This is a genomic window from Lysobacter enzymogenes (assembly GCF_023617245.1).
GTDB lineage: Bacteria > Pseudomonadota > Gammaproteobacteria > Xanthomonadales > Xanthomonadaceae > Lysobacter > Lysobacter yananisis.
Genome location: NZ_CP067396.1, coordinates 5,322,736 through 5,343,633, shown reverse-complemented (window position 1 = coordinate 5,343,633; position 20,898 = coordinate 5,322,736). Strand labels below are relative to the sequence as shown.

Annotated in this window: 21 protein-coding genes; 11 read left to right on the top strand and 10 right to left on the bottom strand. The window is 71.3% G+C overall.

The features are described from left to right. Positions 1 to 337 precede the first annotated feature (337 nt). Together JHW41_RS22095 and JHW41_RS22090 are read left to right on the top strand one after the other, a co-directional pair. Entirely contained in the window at positions 338 to 556 is a 219-nt protein-coding gene (locus JHW41_RS22095) for a hypothetical protein (protein ID WP_250447226.1), read from the top strand. 300 nt (positions 557 to 856) lie between these two features. Then, entirely contained in the window at positions 857 to 2,464 is a 1,608-nt protein-coding gene (locus JHW41_RS22090) for a hypothetical protein (RefSeq protein WP_250447223.1), read from the top strand. 95 nt (positions 2,465 to 2,559) lie between these two features. Here JHW41_RS22090 and JHW41_RS22085 read toward each other — a convergent pair whose 3' ends face one another. After that, a complete protein-coding gene (locus JHW41_RS22085; protein ID WP_078997659.1) occupies positions 2,560 to 3,456 on the bottom strand; it encodes a LysR family transcriptional regulator ArgP in 897 nt (298 codons plus the stop codon). 109 nt (positions 3,457 to 3,565) lie between these two features. Between JHW41_RS22085 and JHW41_RS22080 the strand changes: the two genes are divergently transcribed. After that, complete coding sequence (locus tag JHW41_RS22080; RefSeq protein ID WP_057946084.1) at positions 3,566 to 4,183, top strand: LysE/ArgO family amino acid transporter; 618 nt, start codon at positions 3,566 to 3,568, stop codon at positions 4,181 to 4,183. Between the two features lie 63 nt (positions 4,184 to 4,246). Here the strand turns inward: JHW41_RS22080 and JHW41_RS22075 are convergent, their stop codons facing one another. The 4 genes from JHW41_RS22075 to JHW41_RS22060 all read right to left on the bottom strand — a co-directional run bounded on the left by JHW41_RS22075 (position 4,247) and on the right by JHW41_RS22060 (position 10,310). Next, on the bottom strand, positions 4,247 to 4,852 hold the full coding sequence (locus tag JHW41_RS22075) for a LysM peptidoglycan-binding domain-containing protein (protein ID WP_158229870.1): 606 nt from the start codon (positions 4,850 to 4,852) through the stop codon (positions 4,247 to 4,249). A gap of 149 nt (positions 4,853 to 5,001) precedes the next feature. Beyond that, on the bottom strand, positions 5,002 to 5,451 hold the full coding sequence (locus tag JHW41_RS22070; protein ID WP_250447220.1) for a septal ring lytic transglycosylase RlpA family protein: 450 nt from the start codon (positions 5,449 to 5,451) through the stop codon (positions 5,002 to 5,004). 568 nt (positions 5,452 to 6,019) lie between these two features. Continuing rightward, positions 6,020 to 8,788 carry a hypothetical protein gene (locus tag JHW41_RS22065; RefSeq protein WP_250447217.1) on the bottom strand — a complete coding sequence of 923 codons (2,769 nt, stop codon included), beginning with the start codon at positions 8,786 to 8,788 and terminating at the stop codon, positions 6,020 to 6,022. 307 nt (positions 8,789 to 9,095) lie between these two features. Then, positions 9,096 to 10,310, bottom strand: coding sequence for a serine hydrolase domain-containing protein (locus tag JHW41_RS22060; RefSeq protein WP_250447214.1), 1,215 nt, complete (start codon positions 10,308 to 10,310; stop codon positions 9,096 to 9,098). A 167-nt stretch (positions 10,311 to 10,477) separates the two neighbouring features. Here JHW41_RS22060 and JHW41_RS22055 point away from each other — a divergent pair, with 167 nt between their 5' ends. Further along, positions 10,478 to 11,047 carry an RNA polymerase sigma factor gene (locus tag JHW41_RS22055; protein ID WP_250447212.1) on the top strand — a complete coding sequence of 190 codons (570 nt, stop codon included), beginning with the start codon at positions 10,478 to 10,480 and terminating at the stop codon, positions 11,045 to 11,047. Next, positions 11,044 to 11,841 carry a hypothetical protein gene (locus JHW41_RS22050; protein WP_250447209.1) on the top strand — a complete coding sequence of 266 codons (798 nt, stop codon included), beginning with the start codon at positions 11,044 to 11,046 and terminating at the stop codon, positions 11,839 to 11,841. The genes JHW41_RS22055 and JHW41_RS22050 overlap by 4 nt, the downstream gene beginning before the upstream one ends. Before the next feature lie 13 nt (positions 11,842 to 11,854). Here the strand turns inward: JHW41_RS22050 and JHW41_RS22045 are convergent, their stop codons facing one another. The 3 genes from JHW41_RS22045 to JHW41_RS22035 all read right to left on the bottom strand — a co-directional run bounded on the left by JHW41_RS22045 (position 11,855) and on the right by JHW41_RS22035 (position 13,225). Continuing rightward, a complete protein-coding gene (locus JHW41_RS22045; protein ID WP_250447207.1) occupies positions 11,855 to 12,094 on the bottom strand; it encodes a hypothetical protein in 240 nt (79 codons plus the stop codon). 216 nt (positions 12,095 to 12,310) lie between these two features. Next, positions 12,311 to 12,742, bottom strand: a complete 432-nt coding sequence (locus tag JHW41_RS22040) for a VOC family protein (RefSeq protein WP_231783937.1) — start codon at positions 12,740 to 12,742, stop codon at positions 12,311 to 12,313. 57 nt (positions 12,743 to 12,799) lie between these two features. Continuing rightward, positions 12,800 to 13,225 carry a helix-turn-helix transcriptional regulator gene (locus tag JHW41_RS22035; protein WP_057949926.1) on the bottom strand — a complete coding sequence of 142 codons (426 nt, stop codon included), beginning with the start codon at positions 13,223 to 13,225 and terminating at the stop codon, positions 12,800 to 12,802. Positions 13,226 to 13,432: 207 nt separating this feature from the next. On the opposite strand from JHW41_RS22035, the gene JHW41_RS22030 reads away from it, so the two are divergent. Continuing rightward, the gene (locus JHW41_RS22030) at positions 13,433 to 13,966 is read left to right on the top strand and encodes a lipocalin-like domain-containing protein (RefSeq protein WP_250447204.1); all 534 of its coding nucleotides are present in this window, start codon (positions 13,433 to 13,435) and stop codon (positions 13,964 to 13,966) included. 6 nt (positions 13,967 to 13,972) lie between these two features. Here JHW41_RS22030 and JHW41_RS22025 read toward each other — a convergent pair whose 3' ends face one another. Further along, entirely contained in the window at positions 13,973 to 14,365 is a 393-nt protein-coding gene (locus JHW41_RS22025; RefSeq protein ID WP_250447201.1) for a hypothetical protein, read from the bottom strand. A 269-nt stretch (positions 14,366 to 14,634) separates the two neighbouring features. Here JHW41_RS22025 and JHW41_RS22020 point away from each other — a divergent pair, with 269 nt between their 5' ends. Beyond that, positions 14,635 to 14,859 (top strand): hypothetical protein, encoded by a 225-nt coding sequence (locus tag JHW41_RS22020; RefSeq protein WP_078997674.1) that lies wholly within the window; start codon positions 14,635 to 14,637, stop codon positions 14,857 to 14,859. Positions 14,860 to 14,913: 54 nt separating this feature from the next. On the opposite strand, the gene JHW41_RS22015 is transcribed toward JHW41_RS22020, so the two are convergent. Continuing rightward, the gene (locus JHW41_RS22015; protein ID WP_250447198.1) at positions 14,914 to 15,780 is read right to left on the bottom strand and encodes an alpha/beta hydrolase family esterase; all 867 of its coding nucleotides are present in this window, start codon (positions 15,778 to 15,780) and stop codon (positions 14,914 to 14,916) included. 488 nt (positions 15,781 to 16,268) lie between these two features. On the opposite strand from JHW41_RS22015, the gene JHW41_RS22010 reads away from it, so the two are divergent. Genes JHW41_RS22010 through JHW41_RS21995 form a run of 4 tightly spaced genes read left to right on the top strand, consistent with a single transcriptional unit; the run spans position 16,269 to position 20,860 of the window. After that, positions 16,269 to 16,997: a DUF3348 family protein gene (locus tag JHW41_RS22010; RefSeq protein ID WP_250447195.1), complete on the top strand. Its 729-nt coding sequence runs from the start codon at positions 16,269 to 16,271 to the stop codon at positions 16,995 to 16,997. A 1-nt stretch (position 16,998) separates the two neighbouring features. Next, positions 16,999 to 19,461 carry a DUF802 domain-containing protein gene (locus JHW41_RS22005; RefSeq protein ID WP_250447193.1) on the top strand — a complete coding sequence of 821 codons (2,463 nt, stop codon included), beginning with the start codon at positions 16,999 to 17,001 and terminating at the stop codon, positions 19,459 to 19,461. Beyond that, positions 19,458 to 20,117, top strand: coding sequence for an OmpA family protein (locus JHW41_RS22000; RefSeq protein WP_250447190.1), 660 nt, complete (start codon positions 19,458 to 19,460; stop codon positions 20,115 to 20,117). Before JHW41_RS22005 ends, JHW41_RS22000 begins: the two co-directional genes overlap by 4 nt. Beyond that, entirely contained in the window at positions 20,114 to 20,860 is a 747-nt protein-coding gene (locus JHW41_RS21995) for a DUF2894 domain-containing protein (RefSeq protein WP_250447173.1), read from the top strand. The genes JHW41_RS22000 and JHW41_RS21995 overlap by 4 nt, the downstream gene beginning before the upstream one ends. The last annotated feature ends 38 nt before the right edge of the window (positions 20,861 to 20,898 follow it).

Here is a 20,898-nt window from a genome sequence, read left to right as displayed (position 1 = left end):
CGGCGGATCGGTGTACACGGCGCAGCCCCGCGGACCTTGCCGACCTTGTCGGATGGGCGTGCGCAGCGGCGGCCGGGGGGCTGACGGGTTCCGGCTCGGAACGGCCGCAGATCGACGCTGGCGACGGGGATACCCATGCAGCGAGACCCGTCGCCGCACTTTCTTGGCGCATGTGATGTGCGGGCGATATGCGTTGCATGCATACAAGTTGGCAGCCCTCGCCACCAGCCGTTGAAACGCAACCGGCGCCGCGCCCGCGCGGGCGATTTGCGCACCTATACTCGATCCGGCGCCGGCACTGAGCCGGCGTCGGGTCTTTAATCCAAGGAGATATGGAATGAAGCGAAACGCTATCGGTTGGACGGCATTGGCGATGCTCATGTTCGGTATGGGCTTCGGTGCGTCGGCGACGGTGCCCGACCCGCAGGAATGCCTGGACTCATGCAATTTCTGGTTCGACCAGTGCCTGTTGGAGGGTGATCCGTCCAAGACCTGCGCCAAGGAGAACGTGGCCTGCATCCGCACCTGCCTGCTGTTGAGCAGTCAAGGCGGCTGAACCTGGCGGGCGCCGGCAGCGCTCGCGCACCGTATCGCATTCCGGCCGCGGCGATCCCGCGGCCGTTTTCGTCGCACGGCACGCGCGGCCGATGCCGGCCGGAACGACGCGCGCGCTGCGGCGATGCCGGCGTCGCGTTCGCACTTCGCGCGGCGGTGGGGGCTGCCTGCGCGGCGCGCCCGTCGCGATCGCCTGCACGTCCCGCTCAACTACATGAACGCGGGCACTTAGGGGCGGCCCTAGTTATCGCCGCGGCGTTGCGCGGCTACCGTGCGCCCAAACCCATCGCAGGGCGCCGCCATGACCGACATCCAGCAAAAAGCCAGCGAAATCCTCGACAAGGGCTACCGCTGGCTCATCGCCGACAACTACGAGCAGCGAATGGATTTCTTCGCGCAGGAGCTCGACAAGCTCGATCCGTCCACGCGCGAGTCGTTGTTCCAGGAGATCCTCAAGCAAGACTCCGGCGCGACCCGTTCCTGGCTGACCGTCGACCGGCTCAACTCGCTGGTCGGCGAGGGCACCATCACCGACCGCGAGCGCCAGTCGATCTTCGACTCGTTCGGCCAGGCCTATGTCGATGGCCAAGTGTCGTTCGAGGACGCGCTGTCGTTCACCAACATCTACGGTTCCGGCGCGGTCGCCGGCGGCGGCATGCTGACGCCCGATCCCGACCAGCTCAACGACCTGATCGGCACCCTGACCTCGAGCAACTCGTCCGCGTCCAGCGCCTTCATCGAGAAATTCGCCGGCGACATGCTGACCCAGCGCCTGTACGTCGACGGCCATCCGCAGATGCCGGAAACGCCGGCCTACGCCGGCATCCTGCTCAACGCCCTGGACCAGTCCGGCGGTTCGGACGCGGTCAACGCCGCGCTGGGCCGGCTCAGCCCTGACCAGCGCAACCAGTTGCGCGACGACGTGTCCCAGTACGGCATGGGCCTGCAGGCCAAGCACGACGCCGACGGCAGCAACGTGCGCGATCCGATGGCGATCCTGATCGAGAACACCTCGCGCCACGGCACGCCCGAGCAGGTGCGCGAACTGGTCGACTATGTCGGCGAGCACTCCAAGGGCGACGGCCTGGAGAACCAGTACTACACCTACGACAACAAGCCGCTGGACGCCCGCGCCGAAGCCCTGGGCGAACTGATGCAGACCCATGGCGAGACCATCCTCAAGGACGCGCTGGTGCCCAACCCGCAGCAGACCGCCGGCTCCAGCAACGAGAAGAGCACGGTGATCGGCGAGAACCTCGCCGCGCTGTCCAATCTGGTGCGCCTGACCGGTTTGAATCCGGACAACAGCCATAGCGCCGCGATCATGGACCAGCTCGGCCGGTTCACCGCCAACGACGTGCGCGTGAGCAACCGCGCCGAAGGCACCGACGTCACCGGCGACGGCAAGATCGACGAGGCCGACATCGAGGCGGTCGACCTGAGCACCACCCGCCTGGCGATGATCGGCGCGGTGATGCAGGACGCGGTGTCCTCCGGCTACGTCGACCTGCGCGCCGACCAGGCCGCGCGCGACGCCTTCGTCGGTTACCTGATCGACCTGGGCGTATCGGCGATCCCGGTCGGCGGCGACTTCGCCGCCAAGGCGATCACCAACAAGCTCGACGGCGTGCTCGGCGGCCTGAGCGAGCAGGCCAAGACCGCGGTCGAGGACGCGCTGACCGCGATTCCCAAGCAACTGCTGACCGACGGCCAGGGCCAGCTGACCGACCAGGCCAAGCAGGCGATCATCGACGCGCTGCCCGAGGACTATCAGTACCTGGAAGGGCTGAAGAACGAATCCAACAGCTTCATCCAGGACGCGATCCTGAGCTCGTCGGCGCGCGACGGCGAGATCACCACGCAGATGGACAGCTACAAGAACTACATCGCCGGCGCCAAGGGCGGGTGACGGGTGAGCGCGCCGCTGAGCGATGGCGTTACGACGCCGCGCGTGCGCGCGGACTGACGCCGCGGTAGCGCAGACCGCGCCGGGCGCGGCATCGGCTAAAGCCGCAGCGCTTCGGTCGCGGCCTCGCGCAGCGCGGCGCCGATGCGCTGCAACACCGACGAACGCACCGCCGCGTGCTGCCAGTACAGCGGCACGTCGAGCGAGCGGCCTGGATCGACCAGCACGATGCGTCCGCCGCGCAAGGCCGCGCCGGTCAGCGACTCCGGCGCCAGGCACCAGCCCAGGCCGAGCGCGGAGGCCTCGACGAAGCCGGTCGAGGTCGGCACGTAGTGCACCGGCGGCGCCAGCCGCGCGCGGGTGATCCGGCGCACGTAGCGCCATTGCAACTCGTCCTTGCGGTTGAACACGATCATCGGCGCGCGCGCCAGCGCGGCGGCGTTCATGCCGTCGGCGAAGTGGCGCGCGGCGAACTGCGGCGAGGCGATCGCGCGGTAGCGCATGACGCCCAGCGGATGCACGTTGCAGCCCTGCAGCGCGTTGGCCTCGGCGGTGATCGCGCCGAGCGCGGTGCCGTTGCGCAGCAGGTCCAGGGTGTGGTCCTGATCGTCGACGCGGATGTCGAACAGATAGCCGTGCTGGCGGTGCAGGCGCGCCATCGCCGCCAGGAACCAGCTGTCGAGCGAATCGTCGTTGACCGCGATCACGACCGGCCGGGTCGGCGCGGCTTCGCGGTCTTCGGGCAGGAAGTCGGCCAGCGCCTCGGCCTCCAGCGCCTGCATCGGCCGCACCCGGCGCAGCAGCCGCTCGCCGGCGCGGGTCGGCCGGCACGGCGCCTGGCGCACCACCAGGACCTGGCCGAGCCGGTCCTCCAGCGCCTTGATCCGCTGCGACACCGCCGAAGCGGTGACCGACAGCCGCCGCGCCGCGGCTTCGAAACTGCCTTCCTCGAGCACGGCGGCGAAGGCCGCGAGTTGCGGATGGAGCAGGTCCATGGCCGGCCCTTCATTAGAAATTCTTCATAGAGTAAAGGAAAATTAGCTGGTCTTAAGCGGGGCGCGCCGGCAGGATGCCGCGTCCCCGCCGCTTTCCCGGAGTTTCGTCATGCTGTCCGCCGCCGCCCTCGCCGGTTTCCTCGCCAGTGCCGGCCTGATCATCGCCATCGGCGCGCAGAACGCGTTCGTGCTGCGCCAGGGCCTGGCCCGCCGCCATGTCGGCCCGGTGGTGGCGATCTGCGCCTTCAGCGACATCGCCCTGATCCTGGCCGGCGTCGCCGGCATCGGCGCGCTGGTGCAGGCCTGGCCGACCCTGCTGCAGGTGCTGCGCTTCGGCGGCGCCGCCTTCCTCGGCGTCTACGGTTTCCTGGCCGCGCGCCGCGCCTGGCAGGGCAGCGGCGGGCTGGCCGCGTCCAACGCCCAGCAGCAGACCCTGCGCACGGCGGTGCTGACCTGCCTGGCCTTCACCTTCCTCAATCCGCACGTGTATCTGGACACCATGGTCCTGCTCGGCAGCCTGTCGACCCGCTACGACGGCGATCTGCGCTGGGCCTTCGCCATCGGCGCCTGCCTGGCGAGCGTGGTCTGGTTCGCTTCGCTGGGCTTCGGCGCGCGCCTGCTGCAGCCGGTGTTCCGCAACCCGCGCGCGTGGCGGGTGCTCGACGGCGGCATCGCCTTGTTCATGTGGGCGCTGTGCCTGATGTTGCTGTTGCAGCCGCTGGGCTGAGCGCTTCGGTGCGGCAACGAAAAAGGCGCGCCGCGGGGCGCGCCTTTTTCGTTCGCGCGGCGCTCAGACTTCGTTGTTGATCTCGGTCTCGCGCTGTTGGCCGGCTTCGCGCGCGGCCTGGGCCAGGTCCGGGCGGCCGGCGTTTTCGTAGCGCTGGGCGATCTTCTCGCCGATCGCGGCCGCTTCCTTGCCGAAGTCTTCGCGGCTGTTGCCGCTGTAGGTCATGCTGGCGTCGATCTCGGCCTTCACCGCCTGGGTGAACTCGACCTTGGCGTCGGTCACCGCCTTGGACTTGGTTTCCCATTCGCCGTGGGTGGCGGAGGGCTGCTCGCTGTCGTCGAGCGCCTGGGCGTACTTGGCCGCGGCCGCGTCGCTGGCCCTGGCTTCGTCGCTGGGCACGAACACGGTTTCGCCCGGATAGATCAGGTCGGCGCTGCGGGTGTTCGGATTCGACGCGGGGTCCAGGCTGAATTGAGGATTGGCCGCCAGCAGCTGCGCCAGCGGGATGTCGTTGGCCTCGGCGATCTCGCTCAAGGTGTCGCCGGGTTCGACCACGACCGGTTTATAGCCGACGGGTACGGCCACCTGCCGGTTCTCGATCTCGGCCTTGGTGTTGACCAGGTCGCCCAATTGCGGGCCGGAATAGGACGGGCCGTTCAGGGTCGTCATCGCTTGCCTCGGTGCGTGCGGGGGATGCCGGGGCATTGCAGCCGATGACGGGGACGGATCACAGCTGGGGCTGACCCTAATGCTTGCGTCGCGGTGTCATGGCGTGGGCATGACCACCCGCGCGCCGTCGTCGCCGCGCCGCGCCGCGCTTATTGCACTTGATAGTCGACGCCGATGACGCCCAGGTCCGGATTGGCGATGCGCAGGAACGCGCCGTAGGTCAGGTCGATGCAGACCGCGCCGCCGAAGCCGCCGCGATCGTTGATGCGCACCACCACCGAACGGCCTTGATAAGTCACGCGCACATTGGTGCCGAACGGCAGCGAGTTGTGCGCGGCGGCCAGGGCGAAGCGGTGGAACGGTTCGCCGCTGGCGGTCGGCCAGCCTTCCGGAATCTCGCCTTCGGCGCCGTACCAGGTCGCATTGCACACCGCCAGCGTACCGCTTTGCGCGGAGGCGCCGGGATCGAGCAGCTCGACGGTGGGCACGGACGGGTAGTTCGGCGACAGCGGTTGCTGTGCGAACGCGGTTGTGGACGCGCACAGCGCGCCGGCGACGAACAGGACGCGGACGAACGGACGCAGTGCGGTAGCGGGCATCGCGGTTTCCTCTGGCAAGGGGGCGGGCGAACGGCGCGCGCGCGGTGCCGCCGGATCGCGGCACCGCGCGCGGCCGCGCGGACGCGCGTCCACGCCGCATGGGGGAGGTCATGCATGAGGCCGGCGCGCAGGCGCATTGGACGTTGCGTTTGTTCAAGGCCGCGCGAAGCCGTGCCGGCATTCGTTCGCAGTTTTCCGGCGCCGCGCGTCACGCGCGGTGAGCGTCGGTGGAGCCCGTGCGGTCTTGTGTGGCGGGGCTCGCAATGCGGCGGGTGCGCGCATCACAGACGGCGTTCACGATCCTGACGCGATGGCGCGCGTGGTACCCCGGAGAAGCGCGCCGCACGCGGTGGCCGAGTGTGCGGTGCGACGTCGTTTGCGCGGATGGAGACGTGGCGCTTGGCGGGCTGCGGATTTTGCAGCGGGCGTGCGAACTCTTCCGTTCGACTTCGGGCGCCGACGCAGGCGTTCGAGTTTTCCGTTCGGCATTCGGATGCCGATGCAAGCGTTCGAGTTTTCCAGTCGGCTCCGGACGCTTTCGCCGGCGTCCGAAGTTCTTCGCCGAGGCTCAGAGCTCGAGCACCCAGTCGTTATAACCGGGGAAGTAGGTCGGATGCTTGTCCATGTACTCCTCGACCTCGTCCATGTGCTCCTTCTCGCGCTTGAAGTCGGCCTTGCGCTTATCGGGGTCGAGGAACTCGACATAGGTGTCGGCGCCGCGGTCCTTCTCCCACTTGCCCTTGAAGTCGGCGAATTCCTCGCGGTGGAAGTCGAAGATGCTGCGGTCGCCCGGCGCCTGGCGGCCGCCCCAGTCGGCGCCGCGCAGTTCGCGCAGGTTGTTGATGTAGTCGCGCGCGTTGCCGAAGCTGTTGAGCGTGGTCACCGCATAGTCGTACTTGAGGTTCCAGTCGCCCTGGGTGACGCCGTCGTCGCCGAGCTTTTTGAACCAGTCGTACTGTTCGCTGGCTTCCTTCTTGTCCTTGGCGTTGTTGACGAACACCGAGACCAGTTCCGAGGCCACGCTCAGCAGCATGCCGATCGGCCCGAGCCCGCGGGTGATCGCGCCGACCACGCGCTCGGCGACCGCGCCGGCGGCTTGCCCGCCGACCGCGGAAACGAAGCGGCTGCCGGCCTTGAGCACGTCCGGGGCGAGGTCGAGCGTGCCGGAGACCACGTTGAGCACCGCCTCGGCCTTTTCCGCGCTGGAGCTGTCGCCCTTGAACGCCTCGGCCGCGCCCATGCCGCCGGTGACCACGCCGAGCACGCCTCCGGCCTTGCCGGAATAGTCGGACAGCACCTTCAGCGTGGATTGCGAGATGCGCGAGAGATTGCCCTGGGCCGGATCGCCCGCGGTCCGCTCGATGCCCTCGACGATCTGGTCGCGGTTGGCGATATCGGTCGGCGGGATGTCGGCCGCGCCGACGTTGTCGCCGATCGCCGACACCGCCTGGTTGCCGTAGCGCGTCTCCACGCCGATGTTCTCCTTGACCGCCTTGTCCACGTCGAGCAGGTCCAGCGCCGAGCCGTCGATGCCCTTGCCCAGGTTGGACAGCAGCTTCTTCGCATCGGGCAGCGAGCCGACCATGCCGATGATGCCGCCGGCGACGGCGAGCTTTTCCTCCGGCGTCTCGCCGAACCCGTCGTTGACCAGCCCGCGCACGGTCGAGGCGATGCCGATGGCGCCGCTGACCGACGGCAGCAGGCCGCTGGAATCGAGCTGGCCGATCAGGCCGCGGATGCTGTCCTTCCTGTCGCTCTTGAAATCCACATCGGCGAAGGCCTTGTCGATGTCCTCCGGCGCGTAGCCGTTCGCGCGCAGTTCCTTCGCCACCTGGGCGAAATCGCGCTTGGCGTCGTCGCCGCCCTTGTCGAGGAATTCCTTGACGCCTTCGGTCAGGTCGACCGGCAGCTTGGCCTTCTCCATCGCGGTGGTGATCGCGCCGAGGCCGGCCTCGACGCCGTCCACGTCGGCCTCGGGCGTGAATTCGCCGTCGGCGAGGCCGGCGTCGATGTCGCGCGCCAACGCGTTCATCGCGAACGTCTGCCCGGCGGACTTGGCCCGCTCGGGATCGAGCAGGCCCAACTGCGAGACCGCATCTTCGACATCGGCCTGCGCGCGCGGCTGGTCCCACTTGGGCAGCTTGCCGATCTCCTGCACGTAGTCCGGGCTCTCCACCACCTTGGCCAGTTTGTCGGCCATCGACTTGCGGTCTTCTTCCGGAACCTTGCCGACGGCTTCCTTGAGGCTCTTCTCGTACAGCGCCGACACCTGTTCGTCGCGCATCAGCGCGTCCAGGCGCCGGTTGATCTTGCCCTCGTCGAGCATTTCCTTCATGTCGGCCGGTTCGAGCTTGAGCAGGTTCTCGGTCTCGGTCTTGGTCCGGCCGCCGACGTTGATGTGGCGGTTCTCGTAGACCGGATGGACGAACTTGCCGTTGGTCACCGCGCTGCGCGCCTCGACCATGCGCAGGAACTCGGCCTGCGGGCTGCCGTCGTAGAGATCCTTCTTGCCCTTGATCTCGTCGATCATCAGCTTCATCGCCGCGTCGCCGACCTTGAGCTTGTGGCCGTCGACTTCCTCGCTGGTCTCCAGCGAGAACACGTCGGTCTTGGCGGTCGGGTCGAGCTTGGCGCGCTCGCGCGCGTTGTCGATGGTCTGCTGGCCGACGTCGAGATAACTGCGCTCGGCCAGCGCGTACACGTCGGGCGCGCTGGCCTTGTCGACCGCGAACTTGCCGCCGTCCTTGGTCTCGAAGCGCAGCCAGCCGTCCTTGTATTCGCCCGGGTAGGAGACGTTCTTGATGTCGTCGTAGACGACCCGGTCGTCCTGGCCGAACTCGCGGAAACCGCCGTCGAGGATGTCCTTGGGCGGCTCGGCCGGCTTGTCGTCCTTCGGCGCTTCGGGCTCGGGTTCGGGCGCGGGCTTGCGCCCGGTGTCGACGAATTCGGCGGCCTTGTCCTTGGGGATGTGGTCGTCGCCGAAGCCGCGGCCGACCGCGTCGAGCAGGCGCTTGCGGTCGCTGTCGTCGAGCCGTCCGTTGTCGACGAGCTTGTCGAGCCGGTCCTTCTGCAGCCACGAATCCAGCGCGCCCTTGTCCTTCTCCATCACCGTGCCGATGAAGCGGCCGCGGTCCTGCGGGCTCAGCGTGGGCAGGAATTCGCTGGCCAGCGACTCCAGGCGGCGGTCGTAGTCGTCCTTCTTGGCCTTCTTTTCGCCGACATCGTGCAGCTTGTCGGCGAGCTCCTCCAGTTCGGCCTTGGTCGGCGACTTGTAGTCGCCGTTGCCGGGCACGTAGGTGGCGGCCTTGGTTTGCAGATTGAGGGCGGGAACGGACATGGGCGGGCTCGCGGTTCGTCGATTCGAGTGGGGTTCGGATCGCGGGCGCCGCGCGGTCGCTGGACCGGGCGCGCAGCGGCGATGGATCGTGCGTGGGATGCGTTTCCACCATGGAACCGGCGCGCGCGGCGGTGAACTGGGGCAAACCCGAGGTCGGCCGCGGCGAACTGCAAACCGGACGTGCAGATTCGCGATGCTGCGGGCGTATACGCTTGCGCGCGGCGACGGCGATGCGGTCAATCTTTCAACGCACGCGTCGGTGCGCGCGGCGCCGCGCGAGGCCGGCGCCGCGCGGTCGGCGCGACGCTCAGCGCGAAGGTTCCCAGAACTTCATCGAACCGTATTCCCAGCGATACGGCGCGCCGGTGTCGCCGAGCACGAACGCGACCAGATGCGCGAACGCGGGTTCGGCGCGCACGTCGTTGGACAGCAGCACGACGCAGCGGCGGCCGCGTTCGATACAGACCAGGGTGTTGCCGGTGTTGTCGTCGTGGCCGCCCTTCATGAAGCCCGCGCCCTGCGGCCCGCGAAACGCGACCACGCCCAGGCCGGCGGCGAGGTCGGGACGGCGCTGCGCGGCGGGCAGGTCGGGCTGCAGCACCGGGAACTGCGAAGCGCTGGCGATCGGCAATTGCGCGCGGACCATGTCCTTGCGCGAGCGCGGCGACAGGCCTTCGCCGCGCACCAGCGCCGCGGCGAAGCGGGCGATGTCGGCGATGCTGGTGTCCATCGAGCCGGCGGCGCGCACCCGGCTGCGCTCGTCGTGCGCCACCGCGGTTCCGTCGAGGGTCCAGCCGTCGGCGAGGTTGGCGGCGAAGCGCGGCTGCCAGATCATGCCGGTGTCGCGCATGCCCAGCGGCGCGAACACGCGTTCGTCCATTTCCCGGCCCAGGTCCAGGCCGAGTCCGCGTTCGAGCGCGAACTGCAGCAGGATCAGGCCTTCGCCGGAATACGAATAGCGCGTGCCCGGTTCGAAATGGATGCGCAGGCGGCGGTCGGGTTCGAGGAAGGCGAAGTTGGCGAAGCCGCCTGAGTGGGTGAGCAGGTGGCGGGCGGTGAGCGTGCGCCAGCGCTCGTCGCCGGCGAGGTCGGCGTAGGGGCCGTACTTGCGGTCGGCGGGGTAGTCCGGCAGTGGTCGGTCGAAGTAGTCGGCGAGCGGGCGGTCGAGTTCGATCCTGCCGTCGTCGACCAGTCGCATGACGGTGTAGGCGAACACCGCTTTGGTCAGCGAGGCGCCGTACATCACCGTGTCGGTGCGCAGCGGTTCGCCGCGCGCGTTGCGTTCGCCGTAAGCGCGGACCTGGACGACGCGGCCGTCGTCGACGACCGCGACCGCCAGCCCGCGCGCGCCGGTCGCGGCCATGGCGCGGGCGACTTCGGCGTCGAGCGCGGCCGGCTCGGGCAGTGCGTGCGGCCGGGCGAGGGGGCGTGCGGCGGCCGCGGGCAGCGCGGCGGCCAGCAGCAGGGCGGCGAGCAGCGCGGCGGCGCGCGGGCGGCGGAGCATGGATGCGGGCAGGGGCATGGCGCGTTCTCCTGGGATTCACCACACTCGACGCCCGGGGGCGGCGGAACTTACATCGTTGCGTGGCGATGCCGCGGGCGGGGGCGGGTGGGGGACGGGTGGGGCGATGTAAGTTCCGCCGCGCCGGCGCGTCTGCTCGGTCGAGACCCACGAACGGATCCCGATCCATGACCTTCCCGACCGCCCGCATCGAGAGGAGCGAGCCGATGAGCGCAAGCGAGCAGTCCCGGTTGGCCGAGTCGCTGGCGCGGCAGTACGGGCGGCTGGTGTTCCAGGCCGCCTACCGCGTGCTCGGCGACGCGGCCCAGGCCGAGGACGTGCAGCAGGAGGTATTCCTGCGCCTGCTGCAGTCCGACGGCCGCGACGCGATCGAGTCCTGGCCGGCGTACCTGTCGGCGGCGGCCTCGCGCGCGGCCATCGACGTGCTGCGCCGGCAGCGGCGCTGGTGGCGGGCTCTGCCGCTGTGGCGCGCGCAACTGCCCGGCGCGGCCGAATCGGCCGAGCAGGCGAACCTGCACGACGAACGCGCGCGCCGCCTGCGCCAGGCGCTGGCCGGGCTGCCGCGGCGCGAGGCGCAATGCTTCGGCCTGCGCTACCTGGAAGGGATGGAGATCGAGCAGATCGCCCGATCCCTGCAACTGAGCGTCAACAACGTCAACGTCGTCCTGCACCGCGCCCGCCGCCGGCTCGAAGCCGAGCTGGCCGAACGCGGCGATACCACGGAGATCGCGCCATGAACCGCCACGACCACGAACTCTCCGCGCCGCTGGCCGACGCGGTGCGCGCCGCGCAGGCCGCGCCCGCCGACGCCGCCGACGCCGCCGACGCCGCCGACGCGGCCCAGGCGCGCTTGCTCGGACGCCTGCGCGCGCAGCCGCGTCCGGCCGACGGCGCGCGCCGACCGGCGCTGCCGCGCTGGCTCGCCGCCGGCGCGTTCGCGGCGCTGGCGGTGGTCGCGGTGTTGGCCGTGCCGCTGCTGCCGGGCGGCGGCGACGCCTTCGCCGCCGTGCAGCAGCGCCTGCGCGAAGCCGCGGTGCTCGACCTGCGGGTAATCCAGCGCATCGACGGACAGGTGCTGCAGACCTCGCGCACCGTGGTCGACCGGCGCGGCGTGCTGCGCACCGATGTCGGCGCGCAGCTGAGCGTGATCGTCGATCCGCCGCGCCGGCGCGTGCTGACCCTGCTGCACGATTCGCGCGAAGCCAGGATCATGCCGCTGAGCGCGCAGGCCGCGGCCGCCGCGGGCGACCTGGACTGGTTGCGCGAACTGCGCGACTTCCAGGGCCGCGCCGAACGCCTGCCCGACCAGCGCGACCGCGATGGCCGCACCGTGCAGCGCTGGTCGCTGCGGCTGGGCGGCACGCCGGCGGAAATGTGGGCCGACGCCGCCGGCCTGCCGCTGCGCCTGCGCCGGGCCGGGCCGGGCGGGCTGCAGATCGACTACCGCTTCACCCTCGATCCGCCGCTGGCGCCGGGCTGGCTCAGCAGCGAGCCGCCAACGGGGTATGCGCTGGAGGACGCGCCGCGGTGAGCGGCGCCGGCGGCTATCGCGGCGCTTCGTCGCGCAGGTTCTCGCGCTGCGGCAGATCGCGCTGCGGTAGATAAGGCAGCGCGAACAGGTACAGCCCGGTCAGCGCCAGCAGCGCGAGCGGCGCCAGCGGCAGGTAGGACATCCACAGCAGCGGCCGCTCTTGCGCCAGGGCGATGGTCGTGGCGATCACGCACAGGAAGAAGACGACGGACGTCCAGCGGTGGAACTGGCGGATCCAGCGGTTCGCGCGCATGGGCGTTCTCCAGGTCGGTTGGCGGGCGCGGGCGAGCCGCGCCCGTGCGGCCGCGGGATGCGGCCGGGTGCGAAGGTTCGGGCGGCCGGAACGGCCGGGGAGGATCGGTCCGCGAACCGCGGGCCGGGACGCGCGGTTCGGCTGCGGCGGCGCGGACGCCGCTGCTGCGCGGGCGGCGCACGGCGCCGCCGGATGCGGCGCCGCGCCGGCGCGGGCTCAGCCGCGCGCCGGCGTCTGCTGGATGCGGATCAGGTTGCCGGCCGGGTCGCGTACCGCGCAATCGCGCAGGCCGTAAGGCTGGTCGACCGGTTCCTGCACGATCTCGGTATCGCCGGCCTGCAGCTTGGCGAAGGTGCCGTCCAGGTCGGGCGTGGCCAAGTTGAGCATGGCGAAGCTGCCCTTGGCCATCATCTCGGCGATCGCGCGTTGTTCGGCGTCGGTGAGGCCGGGCGTGGCCTGCGGCGGGTACAGCACGATCGCGGTGTCGGGTTGGCCGGCCGGGCCGACGGTGATCCAGCGCAGGCCCTGGTAGCCGACGTCCTTGCGCACTTCGAAGCCGAGCGCGTCGCGGTAGAACGCCAGCGAGGCGTCCGGGTCGGTGTGCGGGAGGAAGCTGGAATGGATGCTGAGGTTCATGGCGGCGCTCATGGTGGCGATGTCCTGCGGACGGTGGCGGGAGAGGCCATGCTAGGCGGGCGCGCGCCGCTACGCTTCTCGATTCCTGATCGGTCGCGTCACCTGCTTGGCGACGCAGGCCGGCATGCCGTCGGTGGCGTCGGCGTGCTGGCGCTGGTAGACGCTCGGCGGCATCCCGACCAGTTCGGCGAAGCGGGTGCTGAAGGTGCCCAACGACGAGCAGCCGACCGCGAAGCAGACCTCGGTGACGCTGAGTCCGCCCGCGCGCAGCAGCGCCATCGCCCGTTCGATCCGCCGGGTCATCAGGTAGGAATAGGGCGATTCGCCGTAGGCGGCGCGGAACTGCCGGCTCAGGTGCCCGGCCGACATGTGCGCGCCGCGCGCCAGCGCCTCCACGTCGAGCGGTTGCGCGTACTCGCGGTCGATGCGGTCGCGGACCTTGCGCAGGCGCGCCAGGTCGCGCAGGTGGACCGGGTCGATGGGGCTGTCGTTCACGGCGGCGATGCTGCCACTGTCGCCGGACGCGCTCAAGCCGGCGCGGGCGCGCGAGCGACGCGCACACCGAGGACATGACAGCGGACATGACAGCCGGCGCGACCGATGGCACGGGCGCGCGCCGGCGCGAGCCGGCAGCATCGGCGCGATAGCGCGCGCCGGCCGTCGCCGCGCGCCGCCCCGCACGCCTCAGCCAAGGAGCACCGTATGCCCCGCTTGTGTTCCGCGCTCTTCGCCAACGCGCTCTTCGCCAACGTGTTCTTCGCCATCGCGTTCCTCGCCGTCGCCTGGCTCGCGGCCGCGTCGCCGGCCGCCGCGGCCGATAGCGCGTCGTTGGTCGGCACCTGGCGGGTCGAGCGCATCGTCGACACCGACGCCGCCGGCAAACGCCACTATCCCTACGGCGAGAAACCCAAGGGCTACATCGTCTACGACCCCAGCGGCCACCTGCACGTGCAGATCATGCGGACCCCGGCGCCGCCGCCGTTCGCGGCCGGCGACGACGCCAAGGGCAGCGATGCGGAAACGCGCGCGGCGTTCCTCGGCTATGCCGCCTACTTCGGCACGTATCGCGTCGATGCGGCCAAGGGCGTGGTGGTGCACCGGGTCGAAGGCAGCCTGATGCCCAGTTACACCGGCACCGACCAACCGCGGCCGTTTCGGATCGACGGCGACGTGCTGACCATCGAAGGCGACAGCGAGGGCGTGCACTTCGTGCGCCAGTTGCGCCGGGTGCGCTGAGCGCGCTCAGTCGGACGATGGATTCGGCGACAGTTCGCCGTTCCAGTCGTTGAACAAGAAGCCGCCGGTGCCCTCTTGCAGGGTCGTCTGCACTTCGATCAGGGTGTTCATCTCGTCGAGGGCTTCGTCGAGGTCGTCGATGGCGATCTCGAAGCGCGCGTCGCAGCCGCGCAACGCGTCTGCGTAGCCGCCGCCGGCGGCGGTCGCGGCCGCTTCCCGCGCGACCTGCGCGCCGTGGACGAACGCGATCCGCAGCACCGGGCCGTCTTCGTCCCAGCGCACCTGCAGCCCTTGCGCCGCGGCCGCGACCTCCAGGCCCTGCGCCGACAGCGTGGCGTGGGCCCAGTCCAGGTCGAACGCGGCGGCGGGAAAGAGCACCATCGAGACGGCGGCGGTCATGGTGCGTTCCTTGGCGGGGCGCGGGTCGCGAGACGGCCAGGATAGCGCGCCTGCGTGCCCCGGCCCTGCCGCGTCGGGATCGCGGCGCGGGCGGGCGCGGCGCCGGGGCTGGCTGCGCAGCGGCGACGCGGGCCCGGATTCGTCGCCGCGCAGCCGGTTTCGTCGCCCTGCCGGCGGTTTCGTCGCAACGCGCTTGCGGCGCCGGCGCGCGCCGCCGCAGTCTGACCCTGCGCCGGCCCCGCGGCGCCGTCCTGGAAGGAAGCCGCCCCGTGAAGACGCTGTTCGTCCTGCTCGCCTGGTGCCTGTTGTTCGTGCTGTGCTGGCCGCTGGCGCTGCTCGCGCTGGTGCTGTGGCCGCTGGTGTGGCTGCTGTCGCTGCCGCTGCGTCTGGTCGGCATCACCCTCGGCGCGGTGTTCGCGTTCCTGCAATCGCTGTTGTACCTGCCCGCGCGCCTGCTCGGCTGGCGCCCGGCGGCGCCGCAGTACGCGCCATGAGCCCGGCGCTGCGCGGCGGCCCCGCCGCGCAGCGCCGTCCTCGGCCGGCCGCGCTCAGAAACCCGACAGCCACTGCGATACCGCCTGCAGGAAATAATCCGGCGGCTGGTGATCGCGCAATCCGCCGCCGCCGGAGTACTGGCCGCCGGCGTACAGGGTGAAGCGCACGCCGGTCTTGCAGCCGCGATAGTCGCGGGTTTCGCCGTTGCTGTCGTAGCGGCTGGAACACTGTTGGCGGGCGGTCCAGAACGCGTTGTGTTCCTTGCCGAACAACCCGTCCGGACTGGCGGCGCCGAAATGGTCGTCGTCGCGGCCGAAGAAGGTCCACACCGCCGGCATGCCGGTGCAGTCGGCATCGCTGGCCGGCGAGCCGAACCAGTACGGCCGGTTCGCCGCCACCGGCGCGATCGCGCGTAAATGCGAACCCAGATAGCAGCCGACCACCGCCGCCATGTCGCCGCCCCAGGAATGGCCGGTGGCGAAGACGCGATCGGTGTCGATCGAATAATCGCGTTCGACCTGGGCCAGCAGCTCCTCGGCGAAACGGATGTCGTGCCAGCCGTCGTAGGGGCTGGCCTTCGGGCCCAGCGCCCAACCGGTGACGTCGCCCCAGACGTACAGCTGGTCGGGATAGACGAACACGGTGTCGTCCATCCAGCGTTCCAGGCCGACCACCTCGGGCGGCCGCCAGCCGGCGCCGAACCATTCGTGCATCTCGCGCCCGCTGGTGTCGGTGCCGGCGAACACCACCACCAGCCGGTAGCGCTTGTTGCGGTCGTAGTTGGCCGGCAGCGCGACGTAGTAGCTGCGCTCGCCGCCGGCGGCGTCGGAAAACACATGGGACAGCTGGCCGCTGGGCGGCGTTGCGTCGGCGGCGGGCGCCGGGGCCGGCAGGGCGGCGGCGAGCAGTGTGAGCAGCATGGGGGTTTGAATGGGCGAGCGCATCGTTCGACCTGTCGTGAGGGAAGGCACGGTGGAGGCGGCGGGCGCTGCGCCGGGCCGGGGAGAGTCGGGCCTGGCGGCGCGACTCGCCGTGCGGTCGGGGGGAATCGGCGTTCGCCCTCGTAGCCCCTGGCGGGGCGCGCCCACCTTCGCGCAGCGCGCGCGGCGCGTCTTGACCGGTTTGCGCCGCGCCGATGCGGATATGCGCCGAGTGCGCATCGAGGCGAAGAATTCGCTGTGACCGCGGCCGCAATCGGCGAAATCGCCGAAATCGCCGGTTCGGGGCAGCGATCGCGCGGCTGTCGCCGGCTAGTGGCCAGCACATCGACGCGGCTGCGTCAATGCATTCGCCGCGATTTACCGCGTTCAGCCGCGATGACCGCCGGCCCAACCGCGATGCCGCGCGAACCGCGGGCGGTCGCATCGCGCGTGTAAAATGACGAACTTTTAGCCAGACCAGTTTGATAGTGGAAGCTTCTCGACGGGCGGCGGTCCGTGGTCCGACCTTCATCCGCCTGCTCGCCCGCCTCGCCGATGCCGACGCCGCGCCCGATGCGCAGCCGCTGTCGGACCGGCTCAGCCAATGGATCGAATGGACCCAGACCCTGGCGCTGTCGGCAGCGTTGGACGGCGCCCCTGCGGTTGCGGGTTTCGGCGTGGCCGGCACGGTCCAGGCCGAGGCGCAGGAGTGCGCGCGGGTGCGGCGCATGCTGGCCGCGGCCATCGACGGCGATCGCGCGTTCGCGCCGCCGCGCGCGGGCGCGGCCATCGCCGGGGCCCGCTCCGCGGCCGCGGTCGAGGACGCCGGCGATTACCCGTTCTTCCGCCAGCGCTACCTGGTGCTGCAACAGACCCTGGAAGCCGGCGCCGGCCGCCTGCGCGAACGCCTGCGCGAGCGCCTGACCGTGGCTTCGCCCGAACTGGCCCGGCTGGCCGCGCTGGATGCGGTGATGGAACGCGCCCTGGGCCGGCGCGAACGCAGCCTGCTCGGCGCCGCGCCGGCGCTGCTGGGCCGGCGCTTCGAACGCCTGCGCGAACGCGCGCAGGACGCCGCCGACGGCGGCGAACCCGACCGCGAGACCTGGCTGCCCCGCTTCCGCGCCGACATGCGCGAGGCCTTGCACGCCGAACTGGATCTTCGACTTCAACCTGCGCAGGGCCTGCTCGACGCCCTGCGCGCACGCGCAAACGACTGACATGCTCAACAAATCGCTTCACGCCGCCGTCTTCGTCGCCGGCCTCGCCATCGTGGCCTGGGTCGGCGCGGTCGCCTTGAATTCGCATCCGCTGGCATTGGCGGTGCTGGCGCTGATCGCCGCCGGCTACCTCGCCGGCGGACTGGAACTGCGCCGCTATCGCCAGGCCACCGCGACGCTGCAGCGCGCGCTGGACGAACTGCCCGCGCCGGCGGAGGCAGGCGACGGCGAACGCCTCGACGCCTGGATCGGCCGCCTGCATTCCTCGCTGCGCAGCCCGGTGCGCCTGCGCATCGAAGGCGAGCGCGTGCCGCTGCCGGCGCCGACGCTGGCGCCGTATCTGGTCGGCCTGCTGGTGCTGCTGGGCATGCTCGGCACCCTGTTGGGCATGACCGCGACCCTGCGCGGCACCGGCCTGGCGCTGGAAAGCGCCAGCGACCTGCAGGCGATCCGCGCCGCGATCGCCGCGCCGGTCGCCGGCCTGGGCTTCGCCTTCGGCACCTCGATCGCCGGCGTCGCCGCCTCGGCGATGCTCGGCCTGCTCGCGGCGCTGTGCCGGCGCGAGCGCGCCGCCGCCGTGCAGCGCCTGGACGCCGCCGCGAGCGGCGCGCTGCACGCGCACTCGCGCGCGTTCCAGCGCGAGCGCCGCCGCGCGCAGGCGTTCGAACTGCTGCAGCGCCAGACCGAGACCATGCCCGCGCTGGTCGCGCAGTTGCAGGCCGCGATGCAGGCGCTGGAACGCCACGGCGAAAGCGCGCACGAGCGCCAGCTCGAACGCCAGGACGCGTTCCACCAGCGCAGCGAGGCGGCGTACGCGCGCCTGGCCGAATCGTTCGAGCGCTCGCTCAAGGACAGCGTCGGCGAAGGCGCGCGCGCCGCGGGCGCGGCGCTGCAGCCGGTCGCGGACGCGACCATGGCCGCGCTCGCGCGCGAGAGCGCGGCGCTGCACGAACGCGTCGGCGACGCGGTGCAGCGGCAACTCGACGGCCTCAGCGCCGGCTTCGCCAGCGCCGCCGGCGCGGCCGCCGACGGCTGGAGCCGCGTGCTGGCCGACCACCGCGGCGGCAACGAAGCCCTGCTGCGCGAACTGCGCGGCGCGCTGGAAGGATTCGCCGGCACCTTCGAGCGCGGCGCCGCCGGCCTGCTCAAGGACGTGTCGACGCAATTGGAAGCCAGCCACGGCCGCAGCGCGCAGGCCTGGGACGACGCGCTGGCGCGCCAGGGCGAGGCCAACCAGGCCCTGGCCGAGCGCCACCAGCAGGCGCTCGGCGGCGCCGCGGCCGCGTTCGAACGACACGCCGCGGCATTGGTGACGGTGGTCGAGCGTTCCCACGCCGAGCTGCAGGACGCGCTGGAATCGCGCGACCGCGAACGCCTGTCGGCCTGGACCGAATCCTTCGCCGCGATGAGCGCCGCGCTGGGCGAGCGCTGGGAGCAGTCGCAGACGCTGACCGCGCAGCGCCAGCAGGACATCTGCGCCACGCTGGCGCGCAGCGCCGACGAGATGTCGGCGCAGGCGCACGAGCGCGCGCGCGGCACCCTGGCCGAAATCGAGCGCCTGGTCGACGCCGCCGCCGAAGCGCCCAAGGCCGCGGCCGGCGTGGTCGCCGGATTCGAAACGCATGCGGCCGGGTTGGTGCGCATCGTCCAGGACTCGCACGCGCAGTTGCAGGCCGCGCTGGAATCGCGCGACCGCGAACGCCTGGCGATGTGGACCGACGCGTTCGGCGCGATGACCGCCGACCTCGGCCAGCGTTGGCAGCAGGCCGGCGAAGCGGTCGCCGGCCGCCAGTTGGAAGTCTGCGACACGCTCGCGCGCACCGCGCAGGAGGTTTCGGCGCAGAGCCAGGCGCAGGCGCGCGACACCATCGTCGAGATCTCGCGCCTGGTCGATGCTGCGTCCGAAGCGCCCAAGGCCGCGGCCGAAGTGGTCGCCGAGCTGCGCCAGAAACTTTCCGACAGCATGGTCCGCGACACCGCGATGCTGGAAGAGCGCAACCACCTGCTGGCGACGCTGGAAACCCTGCTCGACGCGGTCAACCACGCCTCCGGCGAACAGCGCGCCGCGGTCGATGCGCTGGTCGCGTCCTCGGCCGAACTGCTCGAACGCGCCGGCGCGCGCCTCAACGAACGCGTCGAAGCCGATGCCGGCAAGCTCGACGCCGCCGCCGCGCAACTCGGCGCCGGCGCGATCGAGGTCGCCAGCCTCGGCGACGCCTTCGCCGCGCTGGTGCAGCAGTTCGGCGAAACCCACGAGCGCCTGGCCGACCGCCTGCAGGGCGTGGAGGTCGCGCTGGACAAGTCGCTGGCGCGCAGCGACGAGCAACTGGCCTACTACGTGGCGCAGGCGCGCGAGGTCGTCGACCTCAGCGTGCTGAGCCAGAAGCAGATCATCGACGAACTGCAGCGCGTGGCTGGCGGCCAGGCCGCGGCGCAGGCCGGCGACGGGGCGCGGGCGGCATGAGCGCGCTGATCGAGGACGACGCCGGGATCGATTCCGGCGCGCCGGTGTGGGCCGCCTTCGGCGACTTGATGTCGGTGTTGCTGGGCGTGTTCGTGCTGATCCTGGTCGGCGTGATCGGCGCGCAGATGCAGCTGTCCAGCCGCCTCGACGAGGAAGTGAAGCAGCGCAAGATCGAAGCGCAGCGCCGCCAGACCCTGGAGCGCGCGCTGGCCGCGCCGCTGGCGAGCGGCCGGGTGACCCTGGTCGACGGCCGCATCGGCATCAGCGGCAACGTGCTGTTCGCGCTGAACTCCGACCGGCTGCAGCCGCAAGGGCGCGAACTGCTCGATACCTTGGCCGGTCCGTTGACCGAGTACCTGCGCTCGCGCGACGAGATCCTCATGGTCAGCGGCTTCACCGACGACCGCATGGTGCGCGAGAGCAACCGCCAGTTCGCCGACAACTGGGAGCTGTCGGCGCAACGTTCCTTGACCGTGACCCGCGCGCTGATCGCCGCGGGCGTGCCGGAAACGGCGGTGTTCGCCGCCGCGTTCGGTTCCCAGCAGCCGGTGGATTCCAACGCCGAGGAAGCCGGCCGCGCGCGCAACCGGCGCGTGGAGATCGCGCCGATGCCGCGCCCGGCCCAGGCCGCCGCGGCGCCGCGCGGATCGCGATGAGTCCCGTCCCGGCGAGCGCGGACGCGGCCGATCCGCGGACGACGCTGGAGGGCTGGCGCGCGCGCGGCGACGACCGCTGCGATCGCGCCGGCTTCGCCCGCATCGACGCGCTGGAGCGCCGCGCCGCGGCGCAGGACGGCGAGCTGCGGCGGGTGCTGGACGCGCGGGTGCGCGAGTTGATCGGCGTCTACGCCGGGGCACTGGAGCGCAGGCACGCGCAGGCGAGCGAAACGGCCGCGCGCGAGGCCGGCGCGCAGGCGAGCGCGGTCGATGCGGCGACGGCCGCCGCCGCGCCCGCCAAGCGCGCCGCGCGCAAGGGCGCGAAGCGCAAATCCGGGACGAGCGCGGAAACCGCGGCGCCGGCGCCGACCCTGATCGAACTGACCCAGCGCCTGCAAGCGACGGCGGCGACGCGCGAGGCGGGCGACGGCGATGCGCCGCGGGCCGCGTTCCCGCAACTGGCCGCGCTCGACGAGTTCCGCATGCGCTTCTCGCGCCTGCGCATGGACCGCCAGCTGCGCGAGTCGCTGGAACCCTCGTCCACCGACGCCGGTCCGCTCAATTCCGGCCGGCTCGTGCACCGCGCGCTGAGCACCATGCAGGCGCTGGCGCCGGAGTACCTGCAGCAGTTCATGGCTTATGTCGACGCGCTGGCGTGGATGGAGCGGCTCGGCGCCGGCGCCGGCGAGGCCGAGGAACCGGCCGCGGCCGCCGGCAAGCGCGGCCGCAAGCGCCGCGAATAGCGCCGGCGAAAGCATCGCCGCGCGCGCGGCGGGCGCTG